Here is a 21,640-nt window from a genome sequence, read left to right on the forward strand (position 1 = left end):
AAGTGCGGCCCCAGATCAACCAATCAAGGCCATAGCGGCCTTAATCGCATGATCCTTGGTCACGCCAAAATACTCGAAAAGAACTTCGGCAGGAGCGGACTCTCCAAAACGATCTATACCGATAACCGCCCCCTCAAGTCCAACATATTTCCGCCAATAGCCAGTTACTCCCGCTTCAATGGCAAGACGCGGCACTCCTGACGGTAGCACCGAAACCTGATACGCCTTGTCTTGGTCATCAAAGATATTGGGGCATGGCATGGAGACCACCCTGACCCGATGTCCGGAAGCACCAAGATCGGCGGCAACGGCCATGGCGATTTCAATCTCGGAACCACATGAGATAATCACCACCTGCGGCACACCCGTGCAATCATTCAGGACATAACCACCCCGCTCAATCGCCGAAATCTGCTCAGGAGTCCGGGGCTGGTGAGGCAAGCCCTGACGAGAGAAGAGCAGCGAACTGGGTCCGGTCCTATTTTCAACCGCCACCTTCCATGCCACCGCCGACTCGACACCATCACATGGCCGCCACACCTGCATATTAGGAATCATCCGCAGGGTTGCAGCCTGCTCCACGGCCTGATGAGTGGGGCCATCTTCGCCCAAACCAATTGAATCATGGGTGAAGACAAAGATCCCTTGAATCTTCATCAGCGCCGCCATTCTCAAAGCGTTACGGGCATATTCGGAAAACATCAAGAAGGTAGCGCCATAGGGGATGAATCCGCCATGAAGAACGATTCCGTTCATAATAGCCGCCATCCCGAATTCGCGTACTCCAAAGTAGATATAATTGCCGCCATCCTCTTCCTTGATATTGCGACTTCCTTTCCAGATCGTCAGGTTCGAGCCGGCAAGATCTGCAGATCCCCCGATCAACTCGGGCAGAAAAGGAGCAAAACCGTTAATGGCATTCTGTGAGGCCTTACGGGTTGCCACCTTTTCGGCCTTGGCATTGACAGAGGCCACAAAAGCGCCGGCCTGGTCTTGCCAGTCGGCAGGCAGTTCCCCCTTCAATCGGCGAGCCAGTTCCTTGGCCAGTTCCGGATGACCCTTACGATAGGCATCAAATCGGCCCTGCCATTCCAACTCCAAGCTCTGTCCCTTGTTTTTAGCATCCCACCCCTGATAGACATCGGCCGGGATCTCAAACGGGGCGTGGGGCCAACCGATAGTCTGGCGGACCAAGGCAATCTCATCTACCCCCAAGGGCGCACCATGACACTCCTCTTTCCCCTGCTTATTGGGAGAGCCCCACCCGATAATGGTCTTGCAACAAATCAGGGTCGGTTTATCAGTGACTGCCTTGGCATCAATAATCGCTTGCTTCACCTTCTCCGGGTCATGCCCATCAACCGCCGAAATAACATGCCAGCCATAGGCCTCAAAACGCTGTGGGGTGTTGTCGGCAAACCAACCCTCAACCTCGCCATCAATACTGATCCCGTTATCATCATAAAAGGCGATCAGTTTTCCTAGGCCAAGGGTTCCGGCAAGAGAGCACACCTCGTGCGAGATACCCTCCATCATGCAGCCATCGCCTAAGAATACATAAGTGTGATGATCGATGATCGGATGCCCCGGACGATTGAATTGTCCGGCAAGAGTCCGCTCGGCAATCGCCATGCCCACGGCATTGGCAATCCCTTGCCCTAAAGGACCGGTAGTCGTCTCAACACCGGGGGCATAGCCATATTCTGGATGGCCAGGGGTCTTGGAGTGCAGTTGACGAAAATTCTTGATTTCATTGATATCAAGATCGTACCCGCTTAAATGCAGCAAAGAGTAAAGAAGCATTGAGCCATGACCGTTAGAGAGGACAAAACGATCTCGATTCGGCCATTGCGGGTTGGCAGGATTATGATGCAAAAAATCGTTCCACAAGACTTCGGCAATATCAGCCATGCCCATGGGAGCGCCAGGATGACCTGATTTAGCTTTCTGAATGGCATCCATGCTCAAGGCACGGATGGCGTTGGCAAGATGGCGACGGGATGTCATGAGCTATTCTCCAATAAGGTAATAGTGGTAACTGCTTAGGTTAACGGTTTACGGTTGGCAGTTGACGGTAAGCGATCCTGTCAATGGCTGAGCACATCCTGACTTCATGCATCTACGATGCATTCATGACTGGCCATGATTCTTTTAACTGTAAACCGATAACTGATTACCGTTAACCTAGGTAGTTAAAATGAACTGTAGGTAATCAATCCATAGAACGAAAAAACGCTCGGCAGTGCGTGTCCCTTCCTGTCCATTCCCTATCAGTCTTGAATTACGTCTTCTGTTACATCTTCGACCGGCGGTGGTACCCCCGGACGGAGAATGGTGTTGATCATGTAGAGATAGATCTCTTGACCAAAGCTGTCTGCTATCTTCTCAAACGCTGCCCTTCTGTTGGCCTGGATCACCATGGGATCCTGGCTCATTAAAAAAGTCTGCGTTCTGGTGGCTTCGCGTTTCCATGCTGGCTTACCACTCTTCCGGTCCACAAGCGTAAAATTGACAGTAAGCTCGACCTTGCCCTGGGTGGCCAATTGATAACGGCCAAAAGCAACTTCAGGGTAATTGACTCTCTCGATGACGCCACTCAGTTGATAGTCGGCCTCTGCCGCAGAATCGACTGAGTTAATAAGTCGACTCTTTCGCAACCAGTCCGACTGAGCCTGATACAAGATGTTCTCCAGACCAAGCTCCCCGGTTTTGTTAGTCCACATGGTACGGTACAACTGGGAAGGATTCCCGTCCTTGGCCGCAGCATAAGGATTATAGTACCCGCAAGCAGCAAGAATAAGGGCGACAACCACCGCCATGGTAGCCCTGAGCAGTAAGCGCACTTTCACTAAACCTCCATCGGCAAAGAGACTTTCGAGGTGGAATGCCGGATTCTATACCACAATATTAACGAGTTTATCCTTAACCACGATAACCTTACGAATCGGTTTTCCGTCCACAAATTTCAGCACCCGGTCATCGGCCATGGCCAAGGACTTCAACTGCTCTTCTCCTGTTCCAACCGGAACCTGCAGACGACTGCGCACCTTACCGCAGATCTGAACTACTATGGTCAACTCATCCTCCTTAGCCGCCTCCGGGTCTGACACTGGCCAAGACTGAGTATCAAGGGCTTCTCTGTGACCGATCATCTGCCACAGTTCGGCACAGATATGGGGCACCATCGGATAGAGGAGTGTAATGATAGTCTCAATGGCACATCGCACGACTGCAGGATGGGCCTTCTCACGGGCCGCCTCCCCACCATGGGCAGAGAGGGTATTCATCAACTCCATAACTGAACTGATACAGGTGTTAAAATGAAAATCATTTTCGATATCAGTCGAGAACTTATGGATCGTTTGATGAATTTTACGATGCAGGGTACGGCTTGCAGCATCCATGCTCTCGGGAATGTCTCCAACCGTGCCCCTACCGTTAGCTGCGACAAAGCGATACAGTTTGAGCAGAAACCTTGAAGCGCCTTCCACTCCCTGGTCGTTCCACTCAAGATCTCGTTCCGGTGGGGCCGCAAACAGACTGAACAACCTTACGGTATCGGCTCCATACTGCTTAACAAGAGTATCAGGATCAACAACATTCCCTTTCGACTTACTCATCTTAGTACCGTCTTTGATGACCATTCCCTGGGTAAGAAGGTTGGTAAACGGCTCGTCAATGGTAAGGTAACCAACATCACGCATGGCCTTGGTAAAAAACCGAGAATACAACAGGTGAAGAATGGCGTGCTCTACCCCGCCAATATACTGATCCACCGGCAGCCAGTAGGAAGCTGCCTCTTTATCCACCATACCTTCGGTAAATCGAGGCGAGGTGTAGCGGGCATAATACCAAGACGACTCCACGAAGGTGTCCATGGTGTCGGTCTCACGACGGGCAGCCCCGCCGCAACTCGGACAGGTCGTGATATAATAACTCTCCAAGGTATGGAGCGGTGACTTCCCAGACTGTTCAATTTGAACCTCAGTAGGAAGAACCACGGGCAAATCTGCCGAAGCCACCGGTTGAATTCCGCACCCCTCACAGATCACCATCGGGATAGGCGCCCCCCAATAACGCTGGCGGGAAATCCCCCAGTCACGGAGCCGAAATGTAGTCTCGCTCTTGCCAAAGCCACGAGCCTCGGCTTGGGTGGTAATCGCGCTCTTGGCCTCGACACTGTCCATGCCGGTAAATTCTCCGGAATCGACCAAAATCCCAGGTCCTTCATAAGCTGCATCATCGGGGATCGACTCGCCAACTGGTGGCTGAACAACCTGCTTGATCGCCAGACTATGTTGACAGGCAAATTCATAATCCCGCTGATCGTGGGCCGGAACCGCCATGACTGCTCCAGAGCCATACTCCATCAAGACAAAGTTAGCGGCATATATCGGCAACCGTTCGCCAGTAAAGGGGTTGAGGCAGTAGCCGCCGGTAAAGACTCCATCCTTATCCAGCACGTCTTCGTAACTGGCACGCTGTTTGGCTGTTTTAGTCTCCTCCACAAAACTGCGAACCTGCTCTTGCTGAACGGTGCCGCGGGAAAGTTCCGCCACCAACGGGTGTTCGGGAGCTATGGACATAAAAGTGGCCCCAAAGACGGTGTCAGGGCGAGTGGTGAAGATGGTAAGAGAGATGTCGGAATTTTCAACCGGGAAATCAATTTTGGCGCCCTGACTCTTGCCGATCCAATTACGCTGCATGATCAGAACTTTATCCGGCCACCCTTTCATGGTGTCAAGCTCAGCTAAAAGTTCCTCGGCATACTCCGTGATCTTGAAGAACCAACCATTCATCTCCCGGGGAACCACCTTGTGATCGCAACGCCAGCAGGCTCCTTCGACTACCTGCTCATTGGCCAATACCGTCTGGCATGGTTCACACCAGTTGACCGTGGTCATCTTGCGATAGACCAATCCCTTGCGATAAAGGTCAATAAAAAATTGCTGTTCCCACCGATAATAATCGCTATTGCAGGTGGCGATCTCACGATCCCAGTCGTAACTAAAACCCATCCGTTGCAACTGACACTTCATGTACTCAATATTTTCATACGTCCACTTGGCAGGATGGGTGCCATGTTTAATCGCAGCATTCTCAGCAGGCAGGCCAAAGGCATCCCAACCCATGGGGTGAAGGACGTTGAATCCTTTCATCCGCTTATATCGGGCAATCACATCACCGATGGTGTAATTGCGGACATGACCCATGTGGATCCTCCCCGAGGGGTAAGGAAACATCTCAAGAAGGTAGTACTTAGGGAGGGATGACTCCTCGCCAACCTTAAAACTGGCCTGGTCACGCCAATACCCCTGCCACTTATCCTCAATGACCGAAAAATCGTAAGTCAACGTCTCGTCGTTGTTCATGTTCACTGCACAATGAATAGAAGAATTAATGAATCAGCAACACGGTCACCGCTATGCTGCTGCCGCCTCACAACTTCGTCTAAGATCAGTGTTCATTCGACGAATATTCCTGGCGGGCCAGATTTTCAAAGGTGGTAATGGTGTTAAGAAAGGCTAGATCAATAGTGCCGACAGGACCATTCCGCTGTTTACCGATAATGATCTCGGCAACACCGCGGCGGGGATTGTCTGGTGACTTGTTATATACTTCATCACGATAAATGAAGCAAATGACATCGGCATCCTGCTCGATAGCTCCTGATTCTCGTAAATCAGAGAGTTGAGGACGTTTGTCGGTCCGATTTTCAAGACTGCGGTTAAGCTGGGACAAAGCGATTACCGGAAGATGTAACTCCTTAGCCATCGCCTTAAGTGAGCGAGAGATTTCACTGATCTCCTGCTCCCGGCTATCGGTATTGCGATGCCCCCTCATCAGCTGAAGGTAATCAACCACCACCAGGCCGACATTGTGCTCGGCTTTCAAGCGACGGGTCTTGGCCCGCATCTCAAGGACTGAGATCGCCGGAGTATCATCAATAAAGATCGGTGACTTGGCCAAGATTCCGGTGGCCCGCACCAGCTTGGGCCAATCGTGGTCATTAAGGTGTCCGGTGCGCAGTCGACTTGAGTCTACCCGGCTAATCGAACAGAGCATTCTCATAGCCAGCTGTTCCTTGGCCATTTCCAGGCTGAAGACCGCAGCCGGCACCTTGGCAAGTATAGCTGCATTCTGAACCATATTCATGGCAAATGCGGTTTTGCCCATACTGGGACGGCCAGCAACAATAATCAGATCGGAAGACTGCAACCCTGCAGTCATCCTGTCAAACTCGTCATACCCGCTGGGTACGCCTGTGATCAACTCCCTCCGTTCAGACAGTTTCTCGACATTTTCAAAGGTCTTTTTGATGATCTCGCTCATCGGCGCAAAGGCCTGCGCGCTCTTGGCGCTGGAGATATCAAACACCGTCTGTTCAACGCTATCGAGCAAGACCTCAATGTCGTCCTGCTCCTCATAACAACGACCAGCAATATCTGCTGATGTTTGAATCAAACGGCGGAGGATACTCTTATCTCGAACAATACGACCATAAAAAACAATATTGGCAGAAACAGGGACAATATCGGTCAGACCGGCGAGATAGGCGGGACCGCCGACCTCATCGAGTTTGTGGGCATCCCGCAAACAACTGGTAACAGTAATGATATCGATTGGTTCAGACTTCTGGAACAGGCTCAGCATAACCCCAAAGATGGAGCCATGAGTCGGTCTATAGAAATCTTCGGGAGAGAGAAGGTCGGCGACCTTTTCGATGGCGCCTTGACGAAGCAGGATGGATCCGATTACGCATTGCTCCGCTTCGATGTTGTGCGGCGGCAACCGATGCATTGAAGCTGATACAGGCACAGCGGGTCCCATGGCGCAATCCTAGTGAGGCATTCTCCAAAAAAAGAAGAATGATGAACAGAGGGTGTAATGAGAAACTGGTCTACTTCCCTCAGACTGTGAGGTGGGGGAAAGTAGACCAGGGATACACAGGGAAGAGCTACTCTGCCTGCGGAATAATATTGACTTTAATTTGGGCGGTGACCTGATAGCCAACCTTAACCGTAACTGAAGTCTCGCACAAAGTTTTGATCGGTTCATCAAGGACGATCTTACGGCGATCAATCACAATACCCTGTTCAGCGAGCTTGTCTGCCAAATCACTAGAAGTAACAGAACCGTAGAGCTTGTTCTCGTCGCCAACCCGCTTTTCGATAGTGATTGTACACGCTTCAAGTTTTCTGGCGACACTTTCCGCGTCTTCACGCTGCTGCTTCTTGCGGGCTTCAATAGCGACCTTCTCTATCTCAAGCTGAGCAAGATTCCCCTTGCTGGCAGTTATTGCCATTCCCTGGGGCATCAGATAATTCCGGCCGTATCCGGGTCTTACTTTGACGACATCGCCTTCCTCGCCCAAGTTTTCAACGGTTTGTTTCAGAATCAATTGCATGACTGTGCCTCATCTTATGTTAAGTTTCACTTGTTTTCGGTTTACGGAAATCCGCCCATGTATCTGCTATGCCAAGTAGGGCCAGCAGGATAAAACCATAGGCTTGGATAACCAAAAAAAATATAATCAGCAGCCGGATCAGATTAGGAACCGACCATTTCAGGCATAAGTGATTTAAAATCTCAAACCCTTGCATGAAATATAGAGTCACCATGATGATCATCAAATTCAAGCCGATCACATTCATGGTTCCAGGGACAAATAACAATACCCCCGCGGAAATAAACAACCAGACCAAAGGTTCAGGTAATCGCCACAGGGTTAGGTCTACCCACCCAGTCAGCCCCTTTTTCTTCAACAACCAATTGCCCAGCAAGATATTAAGCCAAACCGTACCGATAGTCATGACTGCAAGTACGGCCGGGAATATCTTTGGAGTCACATCCCGAATCCGAGCAAATGCAGGCTGAAGCTCAGCCTTGACCTCTAAGGGGATGTCCGGCGCCTGGTCATATACAACAGATGCCATAACAAGTCCGGCATCGATCTCTTTCAACACTTCATGATAAAGGTTAACATTATTAAGGCCACTTATCAAAATGGCGGCCAACAACCACGTCATACCTAATATCACCGATCCTCGACTGAATGCATCAAGAACCGGCTGACGCCGATTCAGACTTCTAGCAACAACAAAACCAGTCGGCATCATACAGAAAGACAACAGCAAGAGTGCGGATGTCCCTGCCAGCAAAGAAATCCCGCAAGAGATCAGCATTGCATGAAAAATAATCCTAAAACCTTTATCAACGCCTAAAGCGATGGGAAAATAAATAATAGGGAGAGAGGAAAAAAATATAAGCCATGCCATACCGGCCGATAAAGCAGGCAAGGTCAGCACAGCAGTGGTCAAAGCAACCCCTCTCAAATAATCACGATCATATCCCATCCCGCGTTAATTATCGATTATCTCCCCGATTTTCTCCTCGACTATCCCCCCGGCCTTCACCTCGTCCTTCCCCTGAACCCATCCGGGCAGACGGCGTCCGGGCAATGATCCCGGTATACGGCAATAGAGCAATCTGTCTGGCCCGTTTGATTGCCTCAGTCATCTGACGCTGATGCTTAGCACAATTCCCATAGATCCGCATAGGGATGATTTTACCGCGCTCAGTCAGAAAATTCGACAGCGTCTTGATATCCTTATAATCAATCTCAGTGGCCTTTTCAGCGCAGAAACGACAAACTCGCTTGCGATCAAAGGTCTTACGTGGTCTCTTGGTCTGTTTGGTTTTTGGTCTCTTCATTGATATCTCCTAATCCAGTCACACTGGATAAGCCCTTTCGACGAGCAACCTAACAGGCGCTCGTTCGTGTATTTCTTTAATCACACTAAAATAAACAATGTGAACTACAGGAAATCGTCACTCGGGTCGATTAATCCTCATTATCATCGTCAGACGAAGCGGCTTCAGGATCAATAACCTTGACGACCTTTTCAGCTTTAGGCCCATAAACATCCTGAGTCTTGACAGTCAGGTACTTAAGGACTTTATCATCAATCCGGAAAAGACGTTCGATCTCACTAACCGCCTCAGGCGCCCCAGCGTATTCGGTGAATACATAATAGCCCTGAGTCTCTTTGGTGATAGCATACGCCAGTTTCTTGATCCCCCAACGATCAAGCAAATCAATTTTTCCACCGAATTTTTCAATGACGCCATTGGTCCGTTCAATAATGGCGGTTATATCATCTTCATTGGCACCTGGCCTGATGATATAGATGGTTTCATACCTGCGCATGAGTTCCTCCTTTTGGACATTAGCGGTAATAATTACCGCAAGGCCCTCTGTTTCCTGCGGAGAGCAAGAAGGGTTAATGAATAGTGGCTGTAAAGTTAAACAGCTCTGATACCATAATCGGGGATTTTATGTCAAATCTTTTTTAGCTTCATTCCAGAGTGCGAGCTGTTCATCCATGGTCAGTTCTCCGATTGAACGTCCTGTGTCTTTGGCCTTGCGCTCAATAAGGTCGAAGCGTTTAATAAATTTACTTGTCGTCCTCTGCAAGGCCTCTTCGCAATTTGTTTTAGTCAACCGACCCAGATTTACCAGCATAAAAAGAACATCACCAAGCTCTTCTTCAATATGACCAGGATCGCTGTTAGCAACCGCCTCATGCAACTCACCAAGCTCCTCATCCAACTTTCCCAAGGCTTGCTGAATGTCCCGCCATTCAAACCCATTATGCGCAGCACGCTCAGATACCCGTTGCGCACGCCGCAAGCCCGGCAGGCTGCCGGGAACGTTGCGAAGAAGATCGGCTACCGATGAGCCCTCTTTTTTCTCCTTAGCCTTGATTTCATTCCATCGCCGACGTTGATCCTCCTCCGAGGCGACAATTTCGTCACCAAAAACATGAGGGTGGCGTTGAATCATCTTATCAGTGATCCCGACCAGAACCTGCGATAGAGTAAAATGACCCTGTTCCTCAAAAAGCTGATTAACAAAAAGCAGCTGAAAAAAAAGATCCCCGAGTTCTTCCTTCACCATGACGGGGTCATTACGCTCAATAGCCTCGAGCAGTTCGTGTGTCTCTTCAATAAGATAGGACTTAATACTTTCCGGCGTCTGCCTGAGGTCCCACGGGCATCCGTCTGGCTGACGAAGTATCACAATAATATTTCGCAATTCCTCAAATCTTTTCCCTGAAGTAGGCATGGGTAACCCCTAATATTAATAAATTCTTAATCCAACAGCCCTTGGCTACTCAGCTCCAACAACGCAGAGACAACAGCAGACAGAGCCGATTGCGCTCTTCAATAAACCTGCGCTTATCATTCATCTTTCAACCACAGCAATACAATTTTATTTGTAACTTAGAAGCGCCCCACGCCGCACGCGGCGGTTTATCATAAAGTAACTTTCTACCGATTCTGCCACGGGCGTTGGTCAAAATCGTAAAAATAAAAACACACAATTTCAATCACTTATCTGTAGTTACTTGGAAGCTCGATCCGCAAAATAAGCAGATGTCGGGAACTGTAACTATTCAGCAGCGCTACAGGTGCGCGAAATAAGCCTGCGAACTATAGCCCGTCTATGTGAGCAGGCTTATGACAGCTAAGCGACCGCAGAGAGACTGCGAAGCAGATGTGGTGTTGCTGGAAGTTACTTTTATTTAAAATTTGAGGCATGAATATCGCAATACATTATCAATCCCCCTACGCCTCTTCTTTTACCTTCATCAGTAATCGATAATCTGGTAAGCTAAAGATTATGTTACACTATCATGGACCTTGCCGCAGTTTCCAATCATACCCGGTTACCCCAAGAATCACGGAGTCCTTGAATGAAGTTCACCTTAAAAACCAGGATGACCTCCGCCATCTCGCTACTGTTCCTGTGCCTGATGTGCGCCACATCCTTCCTGGTTCTATCGATGTTCAAGCAGCAGCTCACAGAAATTATTTCGACCGAACAGTTCTCCTTGCTCTCCGAAATTGCAGACTCACTTGAGGACAAGCTCTTCCTTGCCCAATCCCAACTCACCAACACAACCTCCTTGATCTCAGCTGAAACCATTGCCTCAGGCGATACAGCCCAGGATTTTCTGGATCATCACCCAGGGTTGCACAAGGCCTTTGACAATCACATCTTTCTCTTTTCACCAGAAGGGAAAATCATTGCCGAATCCCCATTCAGTCCCAATCGGCGAGGAAAAGATTTTTCTTTCCGACCCTATCTTAAAGACACCCTTGCCACCTCAGCGCCTGTAATCTCCGATCCCTATATCACCTCCCAGGCCCACAAGCACCCGGTGATTATGATGACCGCTCCGGTTTTTGACCGTGAAGGCAAGATCATTGCCATCCTCGCTGGCAGTATTGATCTGATGAGAAGCAATATGCTAGGCAAGATCTCGGAAAAAAGGATTGGCAAAACCGGCTATCTCTCCCTGATCACGGCGGACAGAATCGTGATCATGCACCCGGACAAGGCCATGATCTTCAAAGAGATGCCCAACGGGAAAAACATCCTGTTTGATCAGGCCATTGATGGCTTTGAAGGCACGAAGGAGAACATTACTGCGTCCGGCATAGCAATGCTTACCTCAGTCAAACGCCTGAAAGTGCGAAACTGGATCCTATCCGCAAATTACCCTCAGGCTGAGGCCTATGTCCTGATCACTCGTGCCGTCAAGATCCTTCTGGCCGGAATAATGATCATCACCCTGACGGCTATCGTTATCATTCGCTATTTCAGCCAATATCTAACCACCCCCCTATTAGCGCTCACCCAGCATGTGGCAGAGCTGGATAACAAAAAAGGAGAGGCCCGACTGTTCCACACCACGGCAGAAGACGAAACCGGTACCCTGGCCAGAACCTTCAATTCCATGCTCGAAAAACTTGATCGGCAGCAGGCAGAATTACAAAAAAGCGAAGAGATCTACCGCACCGTCACCGTATTCGCTACCGACTTCATCTTCTGGCGGGCACCAAGTAAGGAGATGCTCTTCGTCTCCCACAATTGTGCAGAACTCACCGGATATTCAGAAGAAGAGTTCCTCTCTGATCCTGGCCTCTTGGATATGATCTTCCACCCGGAAGACCGGGAGCGATGGGCCAACCATACGCATCCCACCGACGAAAACAACAAGGAAATCGCCTTGGAATTCCGGATCGTCACCAAAACAGGCCAAGTCCGCTGGGTCAGCCATGTCTGCACAGAAATACATGACAACTCGGGTAAATTCCTTGGCTTACGAGGGAGCCTTACCGACATCATGGCGCTAAAACACGCGGCAGATGAACAGGAAAAACTAAAGAGCCAGCTTACCCAATCCCAAAAGATGGAATCCATCGGCATCCTGGCCGGCGGGGTTGCCCACGACTTCAACAACATCCTCTCTATCATTATCGGCTACAGCGAGTTGTTACTAATGGATCTGGACCAAAATGCCCCGACTAGAGGAAAGATCCAGTGCATCATGGAGGCCGGGCACAGGGCCGCCGAACTCACCAGACAACTCCTGGCCTTCAGCCGAAAACAAACGATACAGATGGCGCCCTGCAGCCTGAATCAGCTCGTCCAGAATCTAACCAAAATGCTGGGCAGGATGATCGGGGAAGATATCTCCCTGGAGGTCCGTACCGCAGCAAAAAATGACACCGTACTCCTTGATTCCGGGCAGATGGAACAAGTCCTGCTGAACATGGCGGTCAACGCCAGAGACGCAATGCCCACAGGCGGCAGCCTGATCCTTGAAACGGAAAATCGGGAACTTGACGATGCCTATGTCAGTACCCACGACGGGGTACTGCCAGGCCAACACGTAGTGCTTTCAGTGAGTGATACCGGGGAGGGCATGGACCGGAAAACCCAGGAAAAAATCTTTGATCCATTCTTCACCACTAAGGAACGGGGGAAAGGCACCGGTCTGGGACTGTCCATGGTCTATGGCATCATTAAACAACTCGGCGGCCACATTTTTGTGTACAGCGAACTGGGCAGGGGCACTACCCTGAAAATTTTCCTGCCGGTTGTCGACCGTTCAGTCGAAAAAACTATTGAACCATCCCCCACAATAACACTCCCCCATGGCCACGAAACCATCTTGGTGGTAGATGACGAGTCCTCGATCAGAACTCTGGTCACAGATATCCTGCGACCTCTTGGCTACACAATACTGGAAGCGGGCAATGGAGCTGAGGCCTTAGAACTCAGCGACTCCTTTGACGGACAGATCGACATCCTGCTGACCGATGTCATCATGCCCGGCCTCAACGGACGGGAACTCGCTGAGGCCATCACGACCAAAAGACCAGAAACCAAAATCCTCTACATGTCCGGCTACACGGATAACGCCATCGCCCATCACGGTGTCCTGGATCAGGGCATCATCCTCATTGAAAAGCCCATTACAGCGAATAAACTTACTAGTGTGCTGTTCGGCCCCCCCCATAGAAGATTAGATCTGAGATAGCCCTCCCCCTCAGCAGACATCAATCCATCCAACATAGGGAAAAACAGCAGTAGAATGAAACTCGTTTAAGGGACCAACACGCCGCCCACACCACGTCAGCTATCAATTGGTAATCGTTCACCAGAAGCGTTGAACGTGCGGATTTCACCGGACTGTAAACGTTTACCGGGTGCCCCAGATGCGCGAAAGCGGTCTGCGAAGTGTGCTAGTTGCACATGAGCAGGCCGCTAACAGCTAAGCGAGTTTGCGAGACTGCGAAGCAAATGGGGTGCCCGGTGAACGTTTACATCAATTGCAGTAAGGAACTCGAGAGGATGAGCTAAGAGCGTCTTGGCGCCGAACTGTTCAAGTTCACTCCGGGTCCGAAACCCCCAGAGCACCCCAATCGGATACATACCCGCGGAACTCGCCGTGATCATGTCAGTATTAGTATCCCCGAGATAGAGGAACTGACAAGGGTCAAGATCAAGCTCCCTGGCAATGGCAAAGGCTCCGGCAGGATCTGGCTTCCGCGGCACCCCTATCCGAGCGCCGCGAACCTGAGCCCACGGGAAGCCGGCAAAAAAATGATCTGCCATCAGACAAGTAAACTCGTCAGGTTTATTCGACAGAATATTAAGGATATAACCACGACGTGACAATAGTTCGAGCAACTCAACAATGCCGTCGTAAGGCTTAGTCCGGTCTGCCCACCGACCTTGATACTCAACCCGCATCTCATCACTTACCCGCCGAACCATCTCATCCGTCCGATCAACCTCAGGCAAAACACGGCGGGCTAAGTTTTCCATCCCATCACCGACAAAATATCGATACTGGTCTCGCAAGTGAACAGGAAAATCAAGACGCGCCAAGACATCATTCATCGAGTCGGCAAGATCATCCAGAGTATCAAGAAGGGTTCCGTCAAGATCGAAGACAACAGCCTTAACCTGCTTCATTAGCACATGCCTCTCAACACTCACCCAGCTTCAATTGAATAAAGGGACTGCCCCCAGTGAACTATCATGGCCTTTAATAATGAATAGTCCGATCACCGGCTGACATTATTTTTTCTCCAGCAATCGATAATTTATACCATCCTTCATTGGCATTGACAACGAAAGAAGACCCAAGCTGCCTGCTGACAAAACGTCATCGAGCATTTTCTTGACATCTCCAGAGTGGCGACATTGACACCTATCTTACCAAAGAAGTCCTGAATCATTTTTTGTGCTTGACTGGATTTTTGATTAGCACTATGTTTTGTCGGCTGCTATCCACAGGGAGGATAGTCAGGCTATACACAGGTTCATTATTATTCATTTCACAAGGATGGAGGAGTAAGTATGTCAATTTACGTTGTAGGGCACAAGAGCCCGGATACCGATTCAGTAGCCTCAGCGATTGCCTATGCTGCTTTTAAAAAAGCCCAGGGCGTTGACGCTACCCCGGCTATGCAAGGCGAGCTGAACCCCGAGAGCAAGCTGGTTCTGGACAGGTTCGGTTTTGCTGCCCCGGAGATCATGACTGACGCCGCCGGCAAACAACTCATTCTGGTAGACTTCAGCGACATCGCCCAGGGTCCTGCCAATATGTCTGACGTTGTCGAAGTGGTTGACCATCACAAGATCGGCGATGTGACTACCAACAGCCCGATTTTCTTCTACGCTAAACCAGTTGGCTGTACCTGCACCGTTATCAACGAAATTTTCAAGACCAATGGCATTGCTATTGACAAGAATATTGCCGGAATCATGACCGCTGCGATCTTAAGCGATACCGTTAACTTTAAGTCTCCTACCTGCACCCCGGAAGACAAAGTTGCTGTTAAAGAATTAGCTGCTACCGCAGGAATCACCGATACCGATTCACTGTTCATGGACATGCTCAAATCAAAATCCGCTATCGACGGCATCCCGATCAAGGATCTCCTCAATCGTGACTACAAGGATTTCGACATGAATGGCAAAAAAGTTGGCATCGGCCAGCTCGAACTTGCCACCCTTGATCAAGCAGCCGCCGTACGCGCCGACCTGGTCAAAGCAATGGAAACCCTGAAGGCTGAAGGACGTCACTCCGTCCTCTTCATGCTCACCGATGTCGTCAAGGAAGGCACCGACCTGCTGATTGTATCCGAAGACAACGCACTCATCGAGAAGGCATTCAACGGCAAACTGGACAACGGGTCCATGTGGGTTCCAGGCATGATGAGCCGCAAGAAACAAACCGTTCCGCCGCTGCAAAAGGCTTTTGGTTGCTAATAAGATCAGAGGGATCTATTCCTTAATAAACGGAATCAATCCTTTTTTAGCCATACCAAAACCAACTGACACATCCATGACCCGACAGACCTATCTGTCAGCCTTTTTTGTTGAGCAGATGTAACGAGTCATTCCAATAAGAAAGTTTGTGTCACCCCAAAAGAGGTCATGCCGCTATCAAGGCGCATGACCTCTTTTCTTATAACTATCTATAATCCCGCTCTTGATTCGTCATCCCCCTCTTCGTAGACAAAAGTACAACTAATAGGTCTCCTTTCGCATTATCGCTCCTGTTACTGTGTAACGTCATAAAATAATTTTATATTTTTGGCTTTTCGCTTAACAATACCCTTATGTTGGTCACCTTGACTTATTGGCATAATGCCCTTATATTTTTTCTGTTTTTCGTCGCCATATCCTTCCCCACTTAAACCAAACCGAAAGCAACAAAAAATCTCTTCCTTGATGATGCTTGTTCCCCACCAAAAGTTCAAACACAAGTCATCTTGGTCATCTCCTCCATCATAGAGGCCTAGTCTGTGAACCCAACCCCCTTCATCAGACATCACTCCACACAACTGATTATTTCATTACTGCTTTTCGTGCTCCTGCTACCGCTCATCATTCACGGATTACTCTGGGGCTGGTCTGCCGCAGGAGTAATCTCATCTTTAGGCAGCGCCGCTCTTATCGCCCTACTTACCTACCGCAGCCCCCCCCTCATTATCGCTCTCACCCTCGTTTTCTGGAGCATCATCCAAAGCGTCACCGTGGAACTTGTTCTTGCCGTAGGACGAATGCCCAGCGTCACCGATGCCATTTACCTTGTGGACCGCACTATGGTTCAGCAGTCCTTACAAGGCAACGGCCTGACTCACCCAGCCTTTCTGCTGGCGATGCTCACCGGCAGTCTCGGTTTAACAGGCATACGCCTTCTTTCAAGACCTACACCCCGTTCATTAGGGTTTCGCAATATCTGTTTGGCAGTAATTCTGCTCTCTCCCCTGCATATGATAACTCGACAATGGGATTTGGCCGCACCGCCCTGGAAGCAGTATGATATTCTGCACAAACTTGTCGTGGAAACAACCTCCAAATACATCTTCAACAACCAAACGACAGACATCGCCTGGGCCAGTGTCCAAGCAAGAAAACTCACCAGCCTGGACCTGCAAGGAACTCGACTGATCAACCAAGGCAAGGCACGAAATGTCCTCCTTATTGTACTTGAAGGAATTTCGGGGGCCGATATCGATCAAATCAGAGAACACCAAGGCTATCCGTCCGATCAAAAGCCCATGCCCCAACTCAGTGCCCTGGCCCAAGAGTACGACGCCATGCACATCCCGGACTTCGTAGTCCATAACCATCAAACCATACGCGGACTGTACTCATTACTCTGCGGAGACTATCCCAAGCTCGACTTCAGCACACCTAAGGCTACGGAATTGCTAACATTTAAAGAAATACGAACATCATGCCTTCCTGCCCAACTCGCCAATTACGGATTTTCCACCCACTTTCTGCAAGCGGCAGAACTCGCATTCATGTCAAAAGACAAGGTCATGCCCCACATAGGATTTGAGACGACACGTGGACGAGAGAGCATCACTCCCTTACCTGGAGAGGGTGATGAAATTACTTGGGGATGGGATGACAAGGCCTTTTTCTCCGGCTCCATCCAAGCTATCCAGCAATTGCAAGAGCAAGAGAGACCATGGTTTCTGACACTCCTGACCGTAGGTACCCACCAGCCTTATGGCGCGCCTCAATCATACCTTGAGCGCTATCCGTCACCAATACTAGCTGCCATAGCCTTTCTGGATGAGTCAGCAAGCCACTTCCTGACTCAATTGAAAGAGATGGGAGTTTTTGAAAACACACTTGTTATTATCACCTCGGACGAGGCCCGAGGGAATGAACTACGAATGGGGAGTGCTTGGGGAATAAGCATGATTATTGCCCCGGAGCACGAAGAGTTACCCGCGTTCAAGGAGGGAGTATACGGTCACATCGATCTTGCCGCGTCAGTGTTGGACTACTTTAGTTTGCCCATGACTCCGGGCATCTCTGGCAGAAGTATGTTCCGTAATTACGACCAAGGCCGAGAGATCCTCTCTTACACCAACGGATTCAACCGTCACCTAAACAGCGCTGGGAACCTTGAAGAGTGTAATTTTCAGAGAGTCTGCCGAGAATATGACCAGGGATACCGGTTTAACATCCCGCAAGCCCCAGAGTTACGACGTTTCTCTGATACTAAAGCAAAAAAGCAATTCGCCTTGGTCGAGGCATTAAATCGCTCGGTCTTGCAGCCTGATGATGAACAAAACTTCCTGTTTGCCAATGGCGACATCCGCCAACTCAAACCGACAGTGATGAATGACTGGACAGATAATCTCATCGGTGCCCAATACCTCGATTTTGGCAAAGGGACGCGAACCTCCGTCAGCCTGCGCATCACTGCCGTGCAGACTGATAACCAAGGGGCTGCGCTCAAGCTCTCCTTAAAGGAATTCGACAAAGACAGCTCTGCACAGCCACCCGAGCTACCTCTACTTCACACCGGCGAAGAGATGTCGATCAACTTTGATATTGACAACCCGACAGGACGAAGAGGGTTTTCATTTCACTTACTGGGAGAAGGGTATGGTGAGATTCAAATCGATGAATTTCGCGTCAACACCAGACCAATCACTGCTCCGCCGGCTGCGACCAACGCCCCCGACGCCACCAGTTCCCACGCCAAGAAAAGAACCTGACTCCCAGCAGACAATTCATTGCCGAAACAGTTACGCAGACGCCCCTTCAATGACTCGGATCTGAACGGTCTCGACAAATTTCCCCCCAGCCAGAATATCGGAAAGGACAATAACCCGATCTCCAGGCAACAAGGTCATCTTCCGCCGCAGGTGCTCTATCGCACGCTGAATAGTCACCTCAGGATCATTTGAAAATTTAATGCGAAAGGCATGAATTCCCCAATGAATACCTAACCTGCGGCGCACATGAGACGTATTGGTAATGGCAAGGATTGGAGCGATAGGTCGACATTTGGACAACAATACAGCCATCAGTCCCCGCCTGGTAATCACCAGAGTTCCAGCCGCCTGCAAGTTATTACTCAAAATTGCCGCGCTCCGTGCTATCTCATCCTTAGGATTTATGGAAGCAAGCACCTCAACAACTTTCGATAACTCCATCTGCCGCTCAATTCTCCGCGCTACGGCATCCATGACTTCAAACGCCTTGAACGGATACTTGCCAGTAGCGGTCTCACCGGAGAGCATGATGGCGTCGGCCCCCTGTTGTACAGCATAGGTAATATCAGTAACCTCAGCCCTGGTGGGCGTTGGATTAACGATCATGGACTCCAACATATGGGTGGCAACAATAACTGGTTTTCCAACCAACCTGCATTTTTTGATTATCTCGTCCTGCAACAACGGCACTTCTTCATAGGGCAACTCAGCGCCTAAATCACCACGGGCAATCATAATCCCGTCTGCCACCGCAATAATTTCATCCAGATGGGGAATGGACTCGGCGCTTTCAATCTTAGCAATAAGATCAATCGGGGCCTTCCTCTCCGCCAGATAGCTCTGCAATTCGCTTATTGACGAAGCGCCACGCACAAAGGAAAGAGCAATAAAATCAACATTGTTATCAATGCCAAAATTAATATCTTGCCAATCCTTGTCGGTAATTGAAGGCAGGTCAGCGCTCTTGCCGCGGATATTGATATGCCTCCTTGAACTGAGAATCCCATCATCCAATGACTCACAAACCACATCGGAATCGTGAATGGCCCTCACCAACAGACTGATCATCCCGCCATCGACAAGGACAATATCACCCACCTCAACATCATTGACAAACCCGTCATAGCTGACCTCGACGCAATATGGCTCAAGCTCTGCCTGACGTCGAACTGTCAGGATAAGGATCTCTCCCTTCTGAAGAGGTAAGTCCTGCTTAACATCACCGGTCCGCACCTCTGGGCCCTTGGTGTCCAGCATAATAGCGATAGTCGTACCAATCTTCTTGTTGATCCTTTTAATATTTCGAATAGCGTCCCAATGCCACTCCAGAGAGCCATGAGACATATTCAAGCGTGCGACATTCATCCCTTTTTCGGCAAGCTGTTGCAGCATGGCATAGGGCGCTGTCTTTGGGCCAATAGTACAAATTATTTTTGTTTTACGCATAGTTACTAGAACTCTCCAAAAATCAGAATAGATGATCCCCTGAAATATTTATTTTACTGTGATGTGAGTAAGCGGCTCATGAGGAGCCCCTTCACCAGTTTAAATCTCGTCAATGTCCCACCTTCTTGATCTGTTTGGCATAGTCAAAATCCGGATCATGAGGTGGAATGTGACAGTGCAAACATACCGAAGGACTCGGTGTGCTGACCATGGCATTGCCCTTTGGCGCTACGGCGTGACCTCGCCCTGCACCATGGCATGATTCACACCCCACCCCTCTTAGATATTCAGGCAGAGACAATGCCTCCTTACCTTGAGCCATGGACATACCAGTAACATGACACGGCAAACACTCCGGGTTGAATTGCTGTCGAGCCTTCTCCAAGGTCTTAAAAGCCATAGCATGAGGTGTTTTCAACCAGGCTGCGCGCTGAGCGCTGTGACACTGTCCGCACCCCGTACTCCCGAGATAGAGCTGACTGACAGGAGCAGATGGTTCCATCTTGCTCTGTTGTTGACCCAAGGAATTAACCGCCTCTTTAAGACGAGTGACTATCTCAAGCACCTCAGGCTGGTCAGGCAGGCTGACTTCCATGGGCACAAATCGGTTGCGGTACGTCGCAGGCTGCCCATTGGTTGCCACATCCTTCTTTATCTCTATAGTCAACTTATCTATGTCACTCACAAATTCACGCTCTCTCCCCTGCAGGAGATGGTATGTATTTAATTGATCAGGGCGATTGCGCAGGGCGATTTCAGGATCTTTCTCCTGCCGAAATTGTAGAAGATGAAAACGAACCTGCTCCAGAGCCTCTTTTTTACGGATCAAAGCTTCTCCCTTCTGGTTGTCCCACCATTTGCTCGGTTGCCAATCGATCTCCATGACTCCAAGCTGCTTGCCTTGCGACCCGACACTCACAACTACCGTATTATTGATCGGTTCAGGGGTGATAGAGTTTGCTGAAACCCCGGACTGAATGATCAAATGAACGGTCTTGTACCTTTCAGCTATACGTTGATTATCTGCAACAGGGAGGTTGGACAAAATAACAACCAGATCGTGTTTCTTACTGACTTTAACGAGCAATTCGGGCAGAACCTGATCCCAAGGCAGGATCATGGCATCTTCAGTGGCGGGGAGTATCGCCGGTCCGGTCAGACCTATCACTCCAACCTTAACATCACCCGCCTTCAAGGTCACACCAGGCCGAACAATTAATTTCTTCGTCGATCTGGTCACGAGATTAGCGCTGACCCACACAAACTTCGATTTCTTACGCAACGATTGCAGAAAAGGAATACCCGCAGCAAGATCTTTTCCTCCAACCGCAACCGCATCGTAGCCCATAACGTCATAAGCCTCAACAATGGCTGCGGCCCTCAACGTACCAAGCGTCTCCTGGCCAGGAAGAGTGACAGCGCCACCCTTAAACAACAGGTCTCCCGCATCCAGAGTGAGATGAGACCTGGCCTCATCCTTAGTGGCAATGGCATTCAACTGAAAGGCTTTCTTGGACAGACCGCCCAACTGATGGCTATGTCAGCCGCAGGGCTCCGTCTCGCCATGGACATCGTTGGAATAAAATATCATCAAATCAAGATCTTGCCCAACTGACACTACCGGACAGACACAAACAAGCAACATAACAAGAATGATACGTTCTATGGCATATACAAAGATCTTCATCATTTTTATTCAGTTAAATTTTGACAATTTCGCAAAAAGGTAGTCGATGTCTAAGCAAAAGGGCCGATATACAGGTAAGCGAGCGAAGAGAGACTCCGAGGCGCA

The 21,640-nt window shown here is 49.6% G+C and carries 16 protein-coding genes; 3 read left to right on the top strand and 13 right to left on the bottom strand.

Going from position 1 to position 21,640, the window contains the following annotated elements; translation table 11 throughout:
- Positions 1–15: 15 nt before the first annotated feature.
- The 9 genes from tkt to mazG form a co-directional block, all read right to left on the bottom strand.
- The gene (tkt, locus tag FP815_11170; GenBank protein MBA3015493.1) at positions 16–2,007 is read right to left on the bottom strand and encodes a transketolase; all 1,992 of its coding nucleotides are present in this window, start codon (positions 2,005–2,007) and stop codon (positions 16–18) included.
- Between the two features lie 263 nt (positions 2,008–2,270).
- Positions 2,271–2,849, bottom strand: a complete 579-nt coding sequence (locus tag FP815_11175) for a hypothetical protein (GenBank protein ID MBA3015494.1) — start codon at positions 2,847–2,849, stop codon at positions 2,271–2,273.
- 45 nt (positions 2,850–2,894) lie between these two features.
- Positions 2,895–5,372, bottom strand: coding sequence for a leucine--tRNA ligase (locus FP815_11180; protein ID MBA3015495.1), 2,478 nt, complete (start codon positions 5,370–5,372; stop codon positions 2,895–2,897).
- Positions 5,373–5,457: 85 nt separating this feature from the next.
- Positions 5,458–6,831: a replicative DNA helicase gene (gene dnaB / locus FP815_11185; protein ID MBA3015496.1), complete on the bottom strand. Its 1,374-nt coding sequence runs from the start codon at positions 6,829–6,831 to the stop codon at positions 5,458–5,460.
- Positions 6,832–6,958: 127 nt separating this feature from the next.
- Complete coding sequence (locus FP815_11190) at positions 6,959–7,408, bottom strand: 50S ribosomal protein L9 (protein MBA3015497.1); 450 nt, start codon at positions 7,406–7,408, stop codon at positions 6,959–6,961.
- Positions 7,409–7,427: 19 nt separating this feature from the next.
- Entirely contained in the window at positions 7,428–8,357 is a 930-nt protein-coding gene (locus FP815_11195; protein MBA3015498.1) for a DUF2232 domain-containing protein, read from the bottom strand.
- Between the two features lie 10 nt (positions 8,358–8,367).
- Positions 8,368–8,715, bottom strand: a complete 348-nt coding sequence (gene rpsR / locus FP815_11200) for a 30S ribosomal protein S18 (protein ID MBA3015499.1) — start codon at positions 8,713–8,715, stop codon at positions 8,368–8,370.
- Between the two features lie 130 nt (positions 8,716–8,845).
- On the bottom strand, positions 8,846–9,211 hold the full coding sequence (gene rpsF / locus FP815_11205) for a 30S ribosomal protein S6 (GenBank protein MBA3015500.1): 366 nt from the start codon (positions 9,209–9,211) through the stop codon (positions 8,846–8,848).
- Between the two features lie 126 nt (positions 9,212–9,337).
- Positions 9,338–10,129, bottom strand: a complete 792-nt coding sequence (gene mazG / locus FP815_11210; GenBank protein MBA3015501.1) for a nucleoside triphosphate pyrophosphohydrolase — start codon at positions 10,127–10,129, stop codon at positions 9,338–9,340.
- 631 nt (positions 10,130–10,760) lie between these two features.
- Here mazG and FP815_11215 point away from each other — a divergent pair.
- Positions 10,761–13,397, top strand: a complete 2,637-nt coding sequence (locus FP815_11215; protein ID MBA3015502.1) for a response regulator — start codon at positions 10,761–10,763, stop codon at positions 13,395–13,397.
- A 227-nt stretch (positions 13,398–13,624) separates the two neighbouring features.
- Here FP815_11215 and FP815_11220 read toward each other — a convergent pair whose 3' ends face one another.
- Positions 13,625–14,338 (bottom strand): HAD family hydrolase, encoded by a 714-nt coding sequence (locus tag FP815_11220; protein MBA3015503.1) that lies wholly within the window; start codon positions 14,336–14,338, stop codon positions 13,625–13,627.
- A gap of 387 nt (positions 14,339–14,725) precedes the next feature.
- On the opposite strand from FP815_11220, the gene FP815_11225 reads away from it, so the two are divergent.
- Positions 14,726–15,640 carry a manganese-dependent inorganic pyrophosphatase gene (locus tag FP815_11225; protein MBA3015504.1) on the top strand — a complete coding sequence of 305 codons (915 nt, stop codon included), beginning with the start codon at positions 14,726–14,728 and terminating at the stop codon, positions 15,638–15,640.
- Between the two features lie 293 nt (positions 15,641–15,933).
- Here the strand turns inward: FP815_11225 and FP815_11230 are convergent, their stop codons facing one another.
- A complete protein-coding gene (locus FP815_11230; protein MBA3015505.1) occupies positions 15,934–16,206 on the bottom strand; it encodes a hypothetical protein in 273 nt (90 codons plus the stop codon).
- Between FP815_11230 and FP815_11235 the strand changes: the two genes are divergently transcribed.
- On the top strand, positions 16,180–18,402 hold the full coding sequence (locus FP815_11235; GenBank protein MBA3015506.1) for an LTA synthase family protein: 2,223 nt from the start codon (positions 16,180–16,182) through the stop codon (positions 18,400–18,402). The two genes, FP815_11230 and FP815_11235, sit on opposite strands and share 27 nt — an antisense overlap.
- 30 nt (positions 18,403–18,432) lie before the next feature.
- Here the strand turns inward: FP815_11235 and pyk are convergent, their stop codons facing one another.
- Both pyk and FP815_11245 read right to left on the bottom strand, forming a co-directional pair.
- Entirely contained in the window at positions 18,433–19,848 is a 1,416-nt protein-coding gene (gene pyk, locus FP815_11240; protein MBA3015507.1) for a pyruvate kinase, read from the bottom strand.
- Between the two features lie 109 nt (positions 19,849–19,957).
- Positions 19,958–21,376 (bottom strand): hypothetical protein, encoded by a 1,419-nt coding sequence (locus FP815_11245; GenBank protein ID MBA3015508.1) that lies wholly within the window; start codon positions 21,374–21,376, stop codon positions 19,958–19,960.
- Positions 21,377–21,640 lie beyond the last annotated feature (264 nt).

The sequence above is a fragment of the Desulfobulbaceae bacterium genome (assembly GCA_013792005.1).
GTDB lineage: Bacteria > Desulfobacterota > Desulfobulbia > Desulfobulbales > VMSU01 > VMSU01.